Source organism: Amycolatopsis sp. NPDC026612, from assembly GCF_040638285.1.
Classification (GTDB): domain Bacteria; phylum Actinomycetota; class Actinomycetes; order Mycobacteriales; family Pseudonocardiaceae; genus Amycolatopsis.
The window spans coordinates 1-14,607 of record NZ_JBEZYB010000133.1; the positions used below are offsets into that span (position 1 = coordinate 1).

Below are 14,607 nucleotides of genomic sequence, written 5' to 3' on the forward strand. Positions count from 1 at the left end.
CCCGGGGACCGGGTGCTGGCGATGGGGGCCACGCTCGGGGTGACGGGGCCCCCCGCCCCCCCGCTGGGGCCGTACACTTCCCCGCCAACGCTACGCCCCCTGGTCGTCGCTTTCACGTGAAAGCGACGCTGTAGGTTGGAGCGGGTGTCCGGCCGCACCAAACTGATCGTCGCGCTCGCCGTGCTCGCCGCCTTCGCGGCGGCCGCGGTGCTGCTGCCGATCCCCGGCCCGGCCGACCTGCGGGCCTGGGCCGACGCCACCGGCCCCGCCACCCCGCTCGTGCTGCTCGTCGCGTACTCGCTGCTCACCGTGGCCCCCGTCCCGCGGACGGTGTTCAACCTCGCCGCCGGCCTGCTCGTGGGCACCGCGGCCGGGATCGCGATCGGCCTGGTCGCCACCACCATCGCGGCGGCCCTGTCCTTCGGCCTGGCCCGGCTGCTCGGCCGCGACCTGGTCACCCGGCACCTGCACCGCTCGGCCGTCCGGACGGTGAACGACCGCCTGTCCGGCGGTGGCGTCCTGGCGATCACCTCGTTGCGGCTGATCCCGCTGGTGCCGTTCGCGCCGTTCAGCTACCTCTGCGGCGTGTCGTCGGTCCGGCTCGTCCCGTACCTGGCCGGCACGCTGCTCGGGAGCGTGCCCGGCACCGTCGCCGTGGTCGTCCTCGGCGACGCCCTGACCGGCGACACGCCGCCCGCGCTGCTCGCCTGTTACGGCGTCTTCGCCCTGGCCGGGACGATCGGGCTGGTCAGGGTGTTCAAGAAACGGGTACCGGCGGCACCGGTGCCCGAACCGGAGCTCGCCGGACCGGCTGGCTGACGCGAACAGCACGGAGCCGACCGCTACACTCGATCGGGTGCGCGAAGCGGAAACGCGCTGAGCAGGGCCACCACCGGGAATTTCGTCAGGAGCAGTCGCCATCGACACCGGTCAGCTGATCGCCGGGCACTACCGCCTCGTCGAACACATTGGTAGCGGTGCCATGGGAGTGGTGTGGCGCGCGACCGACGTGCGCCTCGAGCGCGACGTCGCGATCAAGCAGATCCTCCCGCAGCCGGGCGTCTCCGAGCCCGAGCGCGACAACATGCGCCAGCGCGCGATGCGCGAGGCGAAGAACGCGGCCCGGTTCCAGCACCCGAACGCGATCGTGGTGTTCGACATCGCCGAGCACAACGGCGACCCGTGCCTGGTGATGGAGTACCTGAACGGGCCCAGCCTCTCCACGATCCTCGCCGAGGAGGGCACCCTCCCGCTCGGCCGGGTCGCCCGGATCGGCGAGCAGGTCGCGTCCGCGCTGGTGGCGGCCCACCGTGCCGGGATCGTCCACCGCGACGTCAAGCCGGGCAACATCCTCATCGACGAGACCGGCACCGCGAAGATCACCGACTTCGGCATCTCCCGCGCGGCCGGCGACATGACGCTGACGGCGACCGGCCTGATCGGCGGCACGCCCGCCTACCTGGCCCCCGAGCTGGCCCGCGGCGCCGATCCGGTGCCCAGCTCCGACGTCTTCGCCCTCGGCGCGACCCTCTACCAGGCGATCGAGGGCACCACGCCGTACGGCAACACGACCAACCAGCTCGCGCTGCTCTACGCGGCGGCGAACGGCCAGATCAACCCGCCGGTGCAGGCGGGCGGGGCCACCGCGCTGCTGATGAGCCTGCTGCGCAGCGAGCCGGGCGAGCGGCCGAGCATGGCCGAGGCCCGCGAGCGGCTGGCCGCACTGGCGCGGACCGAGCCCGGTGGCATGACCGCGTCGCCGCAGCTGCTCTCCGGCGGCGCGGGCCGCAAGCCCGCCACCCCGGCGGACGACGGCGAGCGGCCGCCGTGGCAGCGGACCGGAAAGCCGGCGCCGTCGTCACCGCCGGTCGGCACGCCGTCACCGGTGCACCAGACCCCGGCGAACAAGGCACCGTCGAACCCGCCGCGCCCGACCGCGGCGTTCATGCCGATGCGGTCCCCGGCCGCCCCGCCGAACACCCCGCCCAGACCGATGCCCGCGGCCGCGCCGTCGGCCAGGGCGCCCCAATACTCGTCGACCACGTCGAAGGCGGACAACAAGCGCAAGTACGCGCTGTTCGCCGGGGCCGGCGCCGCGGTCGTCGTGGTCGCGGTGATCGTGTTCCTGGTCCTGAACTCAGGCAACGGCGGAGGCAACCCCGGCGGCAACCAGGTCGCCCAGTCACCGGGCCACCAGCCGACGGCGGCCCAGAGCTCGCCCAGCACCGGCAAAAGCTCCAGCAGCGCCACGGACACGCCGGCGGACCTGGAGAAGACGTCGCCGGAAGGCCGGATCAGCGACTACCAGGGGGCGGGCAAGGCGCTGACGAGCTTCTTCGACAACCCGGCGGGAAGCTGGTCGAAGCTCACCCCGGCCGCCCAGCAGGTCTACGGCAGCGAACAGGGGTTCGCGGACTACTGGTCGAACCACAAGATCGGCACCTACAACAGCGCCCACGCCGACAGCGGCGGCGCCAACGCCGACGGTTCGATCACCATGAGCCTGACCGTCGACGGCGCCCGGCGGGCCTACCGGATCGTGATCGTCGGCGGCCAGATGCTGATCGACAGCGACACCCGGTCGGGAACGGCGACCGCGGGCAACTGAGACGTAACGCGCGTCCGGTGGGCTGACGGGCGCGGATGGCCTACCGTGGAGCCATGGCGGACGACGGAGCTACGCTGCCGGGCCAGCACCCTCGCTTCCACGAGGACCTGGTCGGCCTGGACCCGTACGACCCGGAGGCGCGCGCGTTCGCCGAGCACCTCGACCGCATCGAGCGGTGCGGCCCGAACTACACCATCGAAGCCGCCCTCGACGGCGTGTCCGACTTCGCCGATTCCAGCAACCGCCTCGGCGGGCTGCGCTACTGGGTGTCGGCCTTCATCGTGGTCCTCATCGTGCTCGGCGTGATCGTCGCCGCATGGGACATCGTGGTGCACGCCCTCGCGTGGCTCGCAGCGTAACGTGGATCGGGTGAAAGGTATGAAACCCGTTGTCGGCGCCACCCCGCGCGTCGTGAAGTCCGAACAGGAATGGCGGGAGCAGCTCAGTTCCGACGAGTACGCCGTGCTCCGCCAGGCCGGGACCGAACGACCGTTCACCGGTGAGTACACCGACACCAAGACCACCGGTGTCTACGAGTGCCGCGCGTGCGGCGCCGAGCTGTTCCGCAGCGACACGAAGTTCGAGAGCCACTGCGGCTGGCCGTCGTTCTTCGACCCGGCGGACTCCGACGCCGTGCTGCTGCGCGAAGACCGCGCCATGGGCATGAAGCGGATCGAGGTGCTCTGCGGTTCCTGCCACAGCCACCTCGGGCACGTCTTCGAGGGCGAGGGCTACCCGACCCCGACCGACCAGCGCTACTGCATCAACTCGATCTCGCTGAAACTGGTACCCGAGGCGTAAAAACCCCAGCCCTAAATTCTCCTCAAGCGAGCAACCCGCCGCCCTTCCTCGAACGTAGTCTCCGCACACGGACGAGGGAGGGCGGACTCATGACCGACACCTGGGGCATTCCCGGACCGGCGTTCGCAGGCCTGTACCTGGCCCTGCTGGTTCTCACGGCGCTGTCCGCGGTCGTGCGCGCCGCGCTGCTCGCGCGGGGCCGCACCGGCGGGGCACCGGAGCGGGCCGAAGAGCTGGCGCTGCTGACCGGCGGGCGAGCGCGCCTCGGCGAACTGGTCGTCGCCCGGCTGCTGGAACGGCAGCTGATCCGGCTGGACGGCACCGGGCGCCTGCACCGCGTCCGGGGTTCCGCGCCGGACGACCTCGGCCGGGCCGCGCTCGTGCGGATCGGCAAGACCGGCGGCTCCGTCGACCTGGTGGGCGCCGAAGTCGCGCGCCACCCGTCGGTGCCGGAACTGGAGGCCGGGCTGGTCGCCCGCGGCCTGCTCACCGACGTCCGGAAACTACGCCTGACCTGGCTGCTCACCGCCGTCGCCCACTGGGTGCTGTTCGCACTCGGCGTCGTCCGGCTGATCGCCGGCTCCTCGACCGGGCACCCGGTCGGCTTCCTGCTCGGCCTGCTCGCACTGAACACCGTCGCGGCCGTCGTCACCACGATCCGCGCCGCGAACAAGCCCGCGGTGAAGGCCACCTTCGCGGGCCGGGCCGCCGCGGAAGAGGCACGCCGGGCCGGGACGCTCGTCTCGGGTCCGGCCGGGGCGGTCGCGGCGGACGGCTTCGGCGGGCACCCCGAGAAGGACGTCCGGCTGGCCGTCAGCCGCGCCACGCGGCAGTCGACGGCGCGGGCCCAGCGCCGTCCGCGCACCCGCTGGGCGAGCGCCGGGGGCGGGGGCGCGGCCGCCGGCTACTACGGCGGCAGCTCCTGCGGTGGGGGAAGCAGCTCGTGCGGCGGTGGGGGCAGCTCCTGCGGCGGGGGCGGCGGAGGATGCGGCGGGTGAAACGCCGACGCGAGCGCGTGCGTCTCACAGCTACGGTAACCGCGACACACTGAGGGGAGACGGGCGATGGACGACCCGTGGGGCATTTCCGGACCGGATTTCGTGGCCTTCTACGTCACGTTGCTCGTCGCCGTGGTGGTGGTCCGGCTCGTCGTGGGCGGGATCGCCGTCGTCTGGGCCCGGCGGCCCGGCCGCGCGCAGCCGGGCCCGCCGCCGACCGTCTACGAGGTGGCGTTCCTCGCCGGCGGTCCCGACCGCGCAGCCGACGCGGCGATCGCGGCGCTGGTGGAACGCGGGCGGCTGCGGGTGAACAGCTACAAGCAGATCAGCAAGGTCGGGACGCGGCCGGGGGAACCGCTGGAGCGGGCCGTCTTCGACATCGCGAAGCTGAAGACGACCGCGGTGATCCGGGCGAAGGTCCGCGAGTCGGCGGCCATGCGGGCGCTGGCGGACCGCCTGGACGAGCGGGGACTGCTGTCGTCGGCGAACCGGCAGGCCAGGACGTTCGGGCTGGTCCTGCAGCTGGCCGTGCTGGTGCTGGGCGTCGCGCGGCTGGTCAACGGCATCGCGCTCGGCAGGCCGGTCGGCATCCTGCTCTTCCTGACGCTGCTCGCGGCCGTGCTGACGCTGGTGGCCGGGGCCGGCCTGAAGACGGCTACCCGTAAGCCGTCGGCCGCCGGGCACCGCCTGCTCGGCCAGGCCCGCGCCGCGGCGAGCGGGCCGGTGCCGGCCGGAGCGCTCGCCGGCGGCGTGCTGCTCGGCGGCGCGGTGGCCGCCGTCGCACTGGGCGGCTGGGCGATGTACCCGGACGACGAGCTGAGCGCGGCGCTGATGCCGTCCGCGGGCTCCGGCGGCGGGGGTTCGTCGGGCGGCTCGTCGTGCTCGGGTTCGTCGTGCAGCAGCGGGTCCTCCTGCGGTGGTGGCGGCGGCTGCGGAGGCGGGGGTTGCGGTGGGTGAGCTGGGCATCGGGATCGGCTGGCGGCACGAGCTCGACCTGTCCATCGCGCGCCTGCCGGGCGTCGACTGGGTCGAGGTCGTCGCCGAGAACCTGCACGCCGGCCACCTGCCGGAGACGCTGGTGCGGTTGCGCGAGCGGGGCCTGCCGGTGCTGCCGCACGCCGTCTCGCTGTCCCTCGGCGGGGCCGAACCGCTCGACACCGGCCGCGTCCAGCACCTCGCGGAAGTCGCGCGGGCGCTGGACGCGCCGCTGGTCAGCGACCACGTCTGTTTCGTGCGCGCGGGCGGCCTCGACTCGGGGCACCTGATGCCGCTGCCCCGCACGCGCGAGGCGCTGGACGTGCTGGTGGCGAACGTCCGGCTCGCCCAGTCCATCGTGGACGTGCCGTTCGCGCTGGAGAACATCGCCGCGGTGCTCGAGTGGCCGGACGCCGAGCTGACCGAGGAGCAGTTCCTCACCGAACTGACCGAGCGGACCGGCTGCGGGCTGATCATCGACGTCGCGAACCTGTACGCCAACGCCCGCAACATCGGCACCGACCCGGAGGCGTTCCTCGACGGCATCCCGTGGGAGCGGCTGGCGTACGTGCACATGGCGGGCGGCGTCGAGCGCGACGGCGTCTACCACGACACCCACGCCCACCCGGTGCTCCCGGAGGTACTCGACCTGCTGGCCGAGCTGCGCCGCCGCACCGACCCGCCGGGGGTGCTCCTGGAACGCGACGACGACTACCCGGCCGACGACGAGCTGGCGGCCGAACTGGCGGCCCTGCGCGCGGCAGTGACGGGGTGAGCCGCGCGGAACTGGCCCGGCGGCAGGCGGAGCTGCTGCACGCACTCCTGGCCGGCGGCTCGCCCCCACCAGGTTTCGACCCGGCCCGCCTGGCGGTGGAGGCGAACGTGTTGCGGCGCAAGCACGGGCGCGTGCTGGCGTACCAGCGCCCGGAGCTGGCGGAGACGCTCGGCGAGCGGTTCGGGCCGCTGTTCACGGAGTTCACCGCGGGCCGGCCGAAGAAGGCGGCCGAGCGATCGGGGGCGTACGCGGACGAGTTCGTGACGTGGCTGATCGCGGGCGGGCACCTGCCGAAACCGAAGCGGGGCTTGCTGACCCGCTTCCGGCGTCGCTAGGGCGTCCAGGTCGGTTTGTCGACTCCCGGCAGCCGGGTCCCGAAGTCCCAGTGCGGCTCCGCACCCGGCAGCCCGCCGGCCATCCGGACCCGCGTCAACCGCCCGTAGCCGCTGTCCGCTTCTTCCAGCAGGTCGCCGTAATCGACGTCGGCCGCGGCAGGATCCTTGCGCCCCAGCGAATCCAGCCACCGGCCCGTGCCCGCCAGCGACAGGCGGGCCCGCCACGTGCCGCCGTCGGTGACCTGGCGGTGCAGGGCCGTCAGCACCGCCGCCGCCGTGAGCCAGCCCGTGGCGTGGTCCAGCGCCTGGACCGGCAGCGGCGACGGCGGATCGCCCCACGCCAGGCCGCTCGACATCTGGACCAGGCTGTCGAACCCGCGCCGTCGCGCCCACGGGCCTTCCCAGCCGTACGCGCTCAGCTCCGCGACCACCAAGCCCGGCCGCAGCTCGGCCAGCTCTTCCGGGCCGAACCCGATCCGGGCGAGCGCGCCCGGCCGGAACGACTGCACCAGCACGTCGGCGCGGCTGATCAGCTTCTTGAGCCGCGCGCGGCCGCCCTCGGTGTCCAGCGCCACGAACGCCGATCGCTTGCCCTGCCCCGTGTCCCGCGCCAGCGCCTCGATCCGCGGCAGGTGCGCCGCGCCGACGTGCAGCACGTCGGCGCCGTGCGCGGCCAGCACCCGGCCGGCCACCGGCCCGGCGAGCACGTGCGTCAGCTCCAGCACCCGGATCCCGCCCAGCGGCCGGTCCGAATAGAACAACGTCCGCTTCGGCGCCGCACCGAGCGGCGCCAGGTCCACCAGCGGCAGCGAGGCCACGGCCTCGCCCTGCGGGTGCGCCGCCCAGTCCTCGGGCGAACGCAGCTCGGCGGCCGCTCCCCCGGCGCTGACGACGGCGTGTTCGACCTCGCGCGCGGTCCGCCCGGCCACCGCCTTCGTGGCCGCGTCCCGGGTTCCGGGCACGCCGAGGCCCCAGCAGACCGCCGCTTCGTGCCGCGGGTAGTTGGCGTGCAGGCGCACCCAGCCGTCGGCCGTGCGGTAGTCGCCCGACAGCGGTGCCCAGGCCGGGCCCGGCCCGGCGCCGTCCACCCGCAGCAGCTGCTCGCTCCGGAACGCCGCCGCCGCGTGCCGCGTGTCCGCCGTGACGACGCCCGGCTCGATGTCGCGCAGCTTCAGCATCTCCCCGGCCGCCAGGGTCGCGGCCGCGATCGACGCCGTCGCGGCGGCCGCCACCCGGTACGGCCCGGGCAGCACGTCCTCGGTGCCGGTCAGCTCGAACGGTCCCGGCTCGGCTCCGGTGAGGGCGTGCCAGACGCCCTCGGCGATGTCGCGCACTGTGGTCTCGGGCACTGTGGTCTCGGGCACTACGGGAGGGCCGCGACGAGCTCGGCGGGCGGCACGCGGGTGCCGGTGTAGAACGGGATCTCCTCGCGCACGTGCAGCCGCGCCTCGGTGCCGCGCAGGTGGCGCATGAGGTCGACGATCCGGTGCAGCTCGTCGGCCTCGAAGGCGAGGATCCACTCGTAGTCGCCGAGGGCGAACGAAGCGACGGTGTTCGCGCGCACGTCCGGGTAGTCGCGGGCTTCCTTGCCGTGGTCGGCGAGCATCTTGCGGCGGTCGGCGTCCGGCAGCAGGTACCACTCGTAGGACCGCACGAACGGGTAGACGCAGATGAACTTGCGCGCCTCTTCCCCGGCCAGGAACGCGGGGATGTGGCTCTTGTTGAACTCGGCGGGCCGGTGCAGTGCGGTCTGGCTCCAGACCGGCGTCGACGCGCGGCCCAGCGGCGTCCGGCGGAACCCGGCGTAGGCGGCCTGGACCTGCTCGATCTCCTCGGCGTGCCACCAGATCATGAAGTCGGCGTCGGCGCGCAGCGCGGACAGGTCGTACACCCCGCGGACGACGACGCCCTTGGCCTCGAGCCCGTCGAGGTACTCCGCGGTCTCACGACCGGCGGTCCCGCGGTCCTCGCCCAGCCTGCCCGGTTCGATCCGGAAGACCGACCAGGTGGTGTAGCGGATGGTGTCGTTGAGCTCGTTGTAGTTGACCCGCGCCATGCGTCCATCCTGTCACCGCGCCACGGTGGCCGCCGCCACGGGTCGGGGTGACCGCACTCACGAAGACAGGTGGGCCGCGATCCGCTGCGCCGCGGCCTCGGCGGTCGCCACGCACGCCGGCAACCCGACGCCGTGCAGGGTCGCCCCGGCGATCGCCAGCCCGGGCACCTCCGCGACGGCCTTCTCGATCCGCTCGACCCGCTCGAGGTGCCCGGGGCCGTACTGCGGCAGCCCGCCGCCCCACCGCGTCACCAGCGTCTCCACCGGTGCCGCCGTCACGCCCGTCAGCCGGGCGAGGTCGTCGCGGACCACGCGGACCAGTTCGACGTCGTCGGCTCGCAGGGCGCCCGGCTCGCCGAACCGGCCGACCGAACCGCGGACCAGGACCGGGCCGGTGCCGTAGTGGGCCCACTTCCGGGAGGAGAACGTGAACGCCTTCGACGCGTACGGCACGCCCGAAGCGTCCCGCTCGCCCTGGCCGATCAGGATCCCCGAAGCCTGCGGCAGCGCGGTACCGGGCGGCAGCGCCAGCGCGACCACGGCCATCGACGCCAGTTCGACCTCGCCGAACGCCGCCGAAGCCGCCGGGACGAGTTCGGCGAGCAGCCGGCGGGCCGACGGCGCGGGCACCGCGAGCACCACCGCGTCGGCTTCGGCGAGGTTGCCGTCCGGCGCGTGCGCGGTCGGCGCCGCGCCGATGCGCAGCCGCCAGCCGGAACCGTGCCGCTCGAGCTCGCACACCGGCAGGCCGGTGCGCAGCTCGGCGCCGGACGCCGTGGTCAGCCGGTCGATCACCGTGCCGAGGCCACCCGGGACGGTGCCGAACACCGGCGCCGTCGACGGGTTCGCCGGCAGCTGGGCGGCGGCCGCCGCGGTCAGCGAGCCCGCGCCCGCCGCCAGCGCCGCGGCCAGCCCCGGCATGGTCGCGCGCAGGCCGAGGCCGTCGGCCCCGCCCGCGTAGACGCCGCCGAGCAGCGGGTCGACCAGCCGGTCCACCAGTTCGTCGCCGAAGCGTTCGCGCAGCAGCGGCCCCAGCGGCACGTCGCCGCCCGGCAGCCGCAGCTCCGGCAGCGACGGCTCGGCCTCGACGGCTCGGCGCCCCGCCGCCGAAAGCACCCCGGCCACCGACTCCGCCGAGCCCGGCACGCCCATGACCGTGCCGGGCGGCAGCCCGGTGACGGCGCCGCCCGCGTGGATCTTCGCGCGGGCCTTGGTGGGGTGCACGACGTCGAGCTCCAGCTCGCGGACCAGGGCGAGCATCTCGGGACGGCGGACGAGGAACGCCTCGGCGCCGACGTCGTAGGGCACCCCGGCGAGCTCGGCCGTGCGCAGCTTCCCGCCCGGTGCCGTCGTCTTCTCGAAGATCGTGATCTCCGCTCCGGGGCCGAGCAGCCGCCGCAGCCGGTACGCCGCGGTCAGCCCGGAAACGCCACCCCCGACGACCGCGACGCGCTTCACAGCTCGTGCACCAGCCCGACCACGCGGGTCAGCACGTCGGGATCGATCCCCGGCAGCACGCCGTGGCCGAGGTTGAAGATGTGGCCGTCGGCCGCCTTGCCTTCTTCGACGATCCGCCGGACCTCGGCTTCGAGCACCGGCCAGGACGCGTGCAGGAGCGCCGGGTCGAGGTTGCCCTGGACGACGGCCCTCCCGCCGAGACGCCGCACGGCTTCGTCGAGGGGGATCCGCCAGTCGACGCCGACGACGTCCGCGCCCGCGTCGCGCATCGCGGCGAGGAGCTCGCCGGTGCCGACGCCGAAGTGGATCCGCGGCACGCCGTAGGAGGCGACACCCTCGAGGACCTTTGCCGAGTGCGGCAGGACGAACTCGCGGTAGTCCCGTTCGGACAGCGCGCCGGCCCAGGAGTCGAACAGCTGGACGGCGTCGACGCCGGCGTCGAGCTGCGCGCGCAGGAACGTGAGCGCGAGGTCGGCCAGCCGCCCGGCCAGCTCGTGCCACACCTCGGGCGAGGTGTGCATCAGGGCCTTGGTGTGCTCGTGGTTGCGGCTCGGGCCGCCCTCGATGAGGTAGCTGGCCAGCGTGAACGGCGCCCCGGCGAAGCCGATCAGCGGCGTCTCGCCCAGTCGCTCGACCAGCAGCCCGACGCCGTCCGCGACCTTCGAGACCTGGTCGATTTCCAGCTCCGGCAAGGCTTTCACGGCGGCGAGGTCGCGCACCGGTGTCGCGACCACCGGGCCGGTGCCGGGCACGATGTCGATGTCGACCCCGGCGGCCTTGAGCGGCACCACGATGTCGCTGTACAGAATGGCCGCGTCGACACCGTGGCGGCGGACCGGCTGCAGCGTGATCTCGGCGAGCATCTCGGGGTCGAAACAGGAGTCGAGCATCGGCACGCCTTCGCGCAGCGCGCGGTACTCGGGCAGCGAGCGGCCGGCCTGGCGCATGAACCAGACGGGCGTGCGGGCCGGGCGTTCACCGCGTGCGGCGGCCAGGAACGGGGCTTCGGGCAGCTCGCGGCGGCCGGACGGGGCGGCGTGGCGCGGCAGGGGCGTGGTCGGTGGCATCGCCGTCAATCGTGCCACGGCCCCGGCCGGGCCCTTCTCTCGGCGCGCCTGCGCCCGCAACAGGGCGTGCCCGCCCTAAAGTCGGTGCGTGACCGCGATGACGCCAGTGCCCGAACTCTTCCGCGAAGCAGTCGCGGCGCTGCAGTCCGTCCGGCCCCGCCCGGAGGTGCTGCTGGAGCCGATGCGGGCGCCGCAGCGGCTCGCACCGTGGTCGTACGCGGTCAGCTGCGAAGTGTCCGGGCCCGCCGACGTGCTGGCCTCGGGACGGCTGGTCCTGCTGCACGACCCGGACGGCCAGGAAGGCTGGGACGGCGTGCTGCGCCTCGTCATGTACGTGCGCGCGGAGCTCGAACGGGAACTGGCGACCGACCCGTTCCTGCCGGCGGTCGGCTGGTCGTGGCTGACCGACGCGCTGGAGGTGTCGGGGGCGAGCTGGAAGGCGCTGGGCGGCACGGTGACCGAGACGTCGTCGGCCCGCTTCGGCGACCTCTCCGGGCCCGCCCGCACCGACGACCTGGAACTGCGGGCGTCGTGGACGCCGGCGGACGACGCGCTGGAGCCGCACGGGCAGGCCTTCTGCCAGGTCATGGCCAGCGTCGTGGGGCTGCCGCCGGTCGGGGTGACCCTCTTCGGGCAGCGCCAGGGCTCCTGACCCGGCCATCCGGGCGATCTTCGGCAACGAATCGGCAACGGCGGGCCGGCGGCAGCGGTCCCGGGACCGGCCCTTGTACAAATGTGAGCAAAATTCACGTCCAGCTGAACGTCGTCCAAGCGCCCCTCCGCGGCGGCAGAGAGCGCCGCTGAGCGTTCCCCCGAGCACGCCGGGATCCGCGGCGCCCGGGCGCTCCCCGCGTTCCTGAGGCAATTTCACGTCTTCCGGGGAACGTCCCCGTTCGTGATCGGCCGCCGTCACGCACCGCTACAAGATCAAGTTCGGGCAGCATCCCCCGGACGCCGCCCGCGGACGACACGGACGGTGATCGCGGAGGTCTGCGCCCGGCCACGCCAAGTCCGCGACGGCGAGGTTGATCATGCCCCGGCCGGAGCCACATTCGGGGGGCCGCGGGCGCCCATCCGGACCCCCGCCACTAGGCGCACCGGAAGCTGCACGCTTCATCTGCACGGCCATTTGGGCGCCGGTAACTTCTTTGCATCGTGTTCGCTGGGCTATCCGTTAGCAACCGGCCGTGTAGTAGCCCGATCGTGTTACTACGAACCCACTGAGTGACTGTTCGTTTGAGATAGATACCCATTCGATCCCCCCGCGAAGGGCTCAGGGCGGCTACAGTGCCTTCGACGACACCACTTTCGGTCTAAAGCTGGCGCGGCTGAACGGCCGAAGGTCCCGGTGCCGGTCGGGGGGCACGACCGACTCCAGGGAGGTAGTGACGTGGCTACCGTCGGCATTTCTCAGGCCGTCCGATCCACGCCAGCCGGTGCTTTGCCGGCGAGCATGGTTCCGCACCCGCGGGAAGAGCTTTTTTCGGTACTGGTGGTCGACGACCACCCGCTGTTGAGGGAGGCAATCGCAGCAAGACTCGCACAGATGGGTGCGGGAACCGTCCACGAAGCCGCCACGGTGGCCGAGGCGAGGGCGCGAGCACAGGCCACTGGGCCTTGTGACCTGGCGATCCTCGATCTCGGACTGCCGGACGGCAGCGGCATCGAGCTGGTTACGGAACTCCGTAGCCACGGGTGGCCGCGCGTGGTGGTCCTCGCATCCTCGGACGACCCGTACGCGGTCCGCTCGGCCTTCCAGGCCGGGGCCCAGGCGTACCTGCTGAAGTCCGCGTCACCGGTCGTCGTGACCGATGGCGTGCGGCGCGTGCTCGAAGGCGGCGTCTACGCCGACCCGAGCGTGGCTCCGGTGCTGGCCACCGGGACCCGCGTCGCGGGCACCGACAACACCCCGCGCGAGCTGTCCGCTCGTGAGGTGGAGGTGCTCCAGCTGGTCGCCGACGGACAGTCCAACAAGGAGATCGGCGAGGAGCTTTCGCTCTCCGCCCTCACCGTCAAGTCCCACCTCTCCCGGATCGGGCGCAAGCTCGGCACGGGTGACCGGGCACAGATGGTGGCACTGGCCATGCGAGCCGGCGTCATCCGCTGACGAAAGCACACCTCCCTGCGGGGCGGGCGGACCAGGCGCGGTACGCCCGTCCCGTAGGGTCGTCAACCATGGGAAGCACTGAGGCCGAGGACACCGGGATGGAGATCGACTCCACGGGCGGCCCTGTGCTGCTACGCGAACCCACCGAGGGCACACCCCCGGTGATCACCGACGCGGCTGCGCTGGCCGAGGCCTGCGCGAAGCTCGCCGCGGGCTCCGGTGCGGTCGCCGTCGACACCGAACGCGCGTCCGGCTACCGGTACTTCCCCAAGGCCTACCTCGTGCAGCTGCGTCGCGAAGGTTCCGGCACGGTGCTGATCGACCCGATCGGCCTGACCGACGAAGACCTCGCCCCGCTGCGCGAAGTCCTGAATTCCCTGGAGTGGGTGCTGCACGCGGCCTCCCAGGACCTCCCCTGCCTCGCCGAACTGGGCCTGCGCCCGGCGGCGCTGTTCGACACCGAGCTGGCCGGCCGGCTGGCGGGCTACGAACGGGTCGCGCTGGGGACGCTCGTCGAGCTGCTGCTGGGGTACACCCTCGAGAAGGGCCACAGCGCGGCCGACTGGTCGAAGCGGCCGCTGCCGGTCGACTGGCTGAACTACGCCGCCCTGGACGTCGAGCTGCTCATCCAGCTGCGGGAAAAGCTGGAGGCGGAGCTGGGCGCCCAGGGCAAGCTGGACTGGGCCCGGCAGGAGTTCGAGTTCGTGCGGACGGCCCCGCCGCCGCCCCCGCGGGCCGAGCCGTGGCGCCGGACGTCCGGCGTGCACAAGATCCGCAACCCCCGCGGCCTCGCGGCGGTGCGCGAACTGTGGCAGGCCCGCGACGAGCTGGCCCGCAAACGCGACCGCGCGCCGAGCCGGATCCTGCCGGACAGCGCGATCGTCAACGCCGTCACGGCCGATCCCAAGACGGTCGAAGAGCTGCAGGCGCTCCCGGTGTTCAGCGGACGCGTCCAGCGCAAGTACACGGCGAGCTGGCTCAGGCACCTCCAGGCGGCGAAGGCGCTGCCGGCGAGCGAGCTGCCGTCGCCGGCGCAGCCCACCGACGGCCCGCCCCCGGTGAACCGCTGGGCGGACAAGGACCCGGACGCGGCAGCCCGTCTCTCGGCGGCCCGCGCGGCGCTGACGGCGATCGCGGAGGACCGCCGGCTCCCGGTGGAGAACCTGCTGCTGCCGGACCTGGTCCGCCGCACCTGCTGGCGCCCCCCGGCCGAAACGGACGAGGACGCGGTGGCGGCGGTCCTGCGGGCGGGCGGCGCCCGGCCGTGGCAGGTCGACCTGACGGCAACCGCACTGAGCAAGGCCCTGCAGACCACCGCTTCCTGACCCTTCCCGACCTTCCTGACCCTCCCGCCCCGAGCGCCCCAATGTGGCCTTGGGTTGGGTGTTAGCACCCCATGTTGGCGTGGGTGGGGGGTAACCACCCCA

The 14,607-nt window shown here is 73.5% G+C and carries 15 protein-coding genes; 11 read left to right on the top strand and 4 right to left on the bottom strand.

All coding sequences use genetic code 11. The features are described from left to right. Window positions 1-144: 144 nt before the first annotated feature. The 8 genes from AB0F15_RS43355 (at window position 145) to AB0F15_RS43390 (ending at window position 6,492) form a co-directional block, all read left to right on the top strand. The gene (locus tag AB0F15_RS43355) at window positions 145-819 is read left to right on the top strand and encodes a TVP38/TMEM64 family protein (protein WP_360283476.1); all 675 of its coding nucleotides are present in this window, start codon (window positions 145-147) and stop codon (window positions 817-819) included. A gap of 115 nt (window positions 820-934) precedes the next feature. Beyond that, the gene (locus AB0F15_RS43360; RefSeq protein WP_360283494.1) at window positions 935-2,608 is read left to right on the top strand and encodes a protein kinase; all 1,674 of its coding nucleotides are present in this window, start codon (window positions 935-937) and stop codon (window positions 2,606-2,608) included. A gap of 53 nt (window positions 2,609-2,661) precedes the next feature. Beyond that, window positions 2,662-2,967, top strand: coding sequence for a hypothetical protein (locus AB0F15_RS43365; protein ID WP_360283478.1), 306 nt, complete (start codon window positions 2,662-2,664; stop codon window positions 2,965-2,967). 19 nt (window positions 2,968-2,986) lie between these two features. Further along, the gene (gene msrB / locus AB0F15_RS43370; RefSeq protein ID WP_360283480.1) at window positions 2,987-3,409 is read left to right on the top strand and encodes a peptide-methionine (R)-S-oxide reductase MsrB; all 423 of its coding nucleotides are present in this window, start codon (window positions 2,987-2,989) and stop codon (window positions 3,407-3,409) included. An 89-nt stretch (window positions 3,410-3,498) separates the two neighbouring features. Next, on the top strand, window positions 3,499-4,407 hold the full coding sequence (locus tag AB0F15_RS43375) for a TIGR04222 domain-containing membrane protein (RefSeq protein ID WP_360283482.1): 909 nt from the start codon (window positions 3,499-3,501) through the stop codon (window positions 4,405-4,407). A 66-nt stretch (window positions 4,408-4,473) separates the two neighbouring features. Next, on the top strand, window positions 4,474-5,364 hold the full coding sequence (locus tag AB0F15_RS43380) for a TIGR04222 domain-containing membrane protein (protein WP_360283484.1): 891 nt from the start codon (window positions 4,474-4,476) through the stop codon (window positions 5,362-5,364). Continuing rightward, window positions 5,357-6,157 (top strand): DUF692 domain-containing protein, encoded by an 801-nt coding sequence (locus AB0F15_RS43385; RefSeq protein ID WP_360283486.1) that lies wholly within the window; start codon window positions 5,357-5,359, stop codon window positions 6,155-6,157. Before AB0F15_RS43380 ends, AB0F15_RS43385 begins: the two co-directional genes overlap by 8 nt. Then, the gene (locus AB0F15_RS43390; protein ID WP_360283488.1) at window positions 6,154-6,492 is read left to right on the top strand and encodes a hypothetical protein; all 339 of its coding nucleotides are present in this window, start codon (window positions 6,154-6,156) and stop codon (window positions 6,490-6,492) included. Before AB0F15_RS43385 ends, AB0F15_RS43390 begins: the two co-directional genes overlap by 4 nt. Here the strand turns inward: AB0F15_RS43390 and AB0F15_RS43395 are convergent. From AB0F15_RS43395 to hemE, 4 genes are read right to left on the bottom strand one after another with little or no spacing between them, the layout of a single operon-like run. After that, window positions 6,489-7,826 carry a CoA transferase gene (locus AB0F15_RS43395; RefSeq protein WP_360283496.1) on the bottom strand — a complete coding sequence of 446 codons (1,338 nt, stop codon included), beginning with the start codon at window positions 7,824-7,826 and terminating at the stop codon, window positions 6,489-6,491. The two genes, AB0F15_RS43390 and AB0F15_RS43395, sit on opposite strands and share 4 nt — an antisense overlap. A gap of 29 nt (window positions 7,827-7,855) precedes the next feature. After that, window positions 7,856-8,548: a hydrogen peroxide-dependent heme synthase gene (gene hemQ, locus AB0F15_RS43400; protein WP_013224514.1), complete on the bottom strand. Its 693-nt coding sequence runs from the start codon at window positions 8,546-8,548 to the stop codon at window positions 7,856-7,858. Between the two features lie 57 nt (window positions 8,549-8,605). After that, window positions 8,606-10,006, bottom strand: a complete 1,401-nt coding sequence (gene hemG / locus AB0F15_RS43405) for a protoporphyrinogen oxidase (protein ID WP_360283489.1) — start codon at window positions 10,004-10,006, stop codon at window positions 8,606-8,608. Next, window positions 10,003-11,073, bottom strand: coding sequence for a uroporphyrinogen decarboxylase (gene hemE / locus AB0F15_RS43410; RefSeq protein WP_360283490.1), 1,071 nt, complete (start codon window positions 11,071-11,073; stop codon window positions 10,003-10,005). The genes hemG and hemE overlap by 4 nt, the downstream gene beginning before the upstream one ends. A gap of 88 nt (window positions 11,074-11,161) precedes the next feature. Between hemE and AB0F15_RS43415 the strand changes: the two genes are divergently transcribed. The 3 genes from AB0F15_RS43415 to AB0F15_RS43425 all read left to right on the top strand — a co-directional run bounded on the left by AB0F15_RS43415 (window position 11,162) and on the right by AB0F15_RS43425 (window position 14,505). Beyond that, window positions 11,162-11,725 carry a DUF3000 domain-containing protein gene (locus AB0F15_RS43415; RefSeq protein WP_360283492.1) on the top strand — a complete coding sequence of 188 codons (564 nt, stop codon included), beginning with the start codon at window positions 11,162-11,164 and terminating at the stop codon, window positions 11,723-11,725. A gap of 738 nt (window positions 11,726-12,463) precedes the next feature. Continuing rightward, window positions 12,464-13,180, top strand: a complete 717-nt coding sequence (locus AB0F15_RS43420) for a response regulator transcription factor (protein WP_033261886.1) — start codon at window positions 12,464-12,466, stop codon at window positions 13,178-13,180. Window positions 13,181-13,278: 98 nt separating this feature from the next. Beyond that, a complete protein-coding gene (locus tag AB0F15_RS43425; protein WP_360283498.1) occupies window positions 13,279-14,505 on the top strand; it encodes a ribonuclease D in 1,227 nt (408 codons plus the stop codon). Window positions 14,506-14,607: the final 102 nt, after the last annotated feature.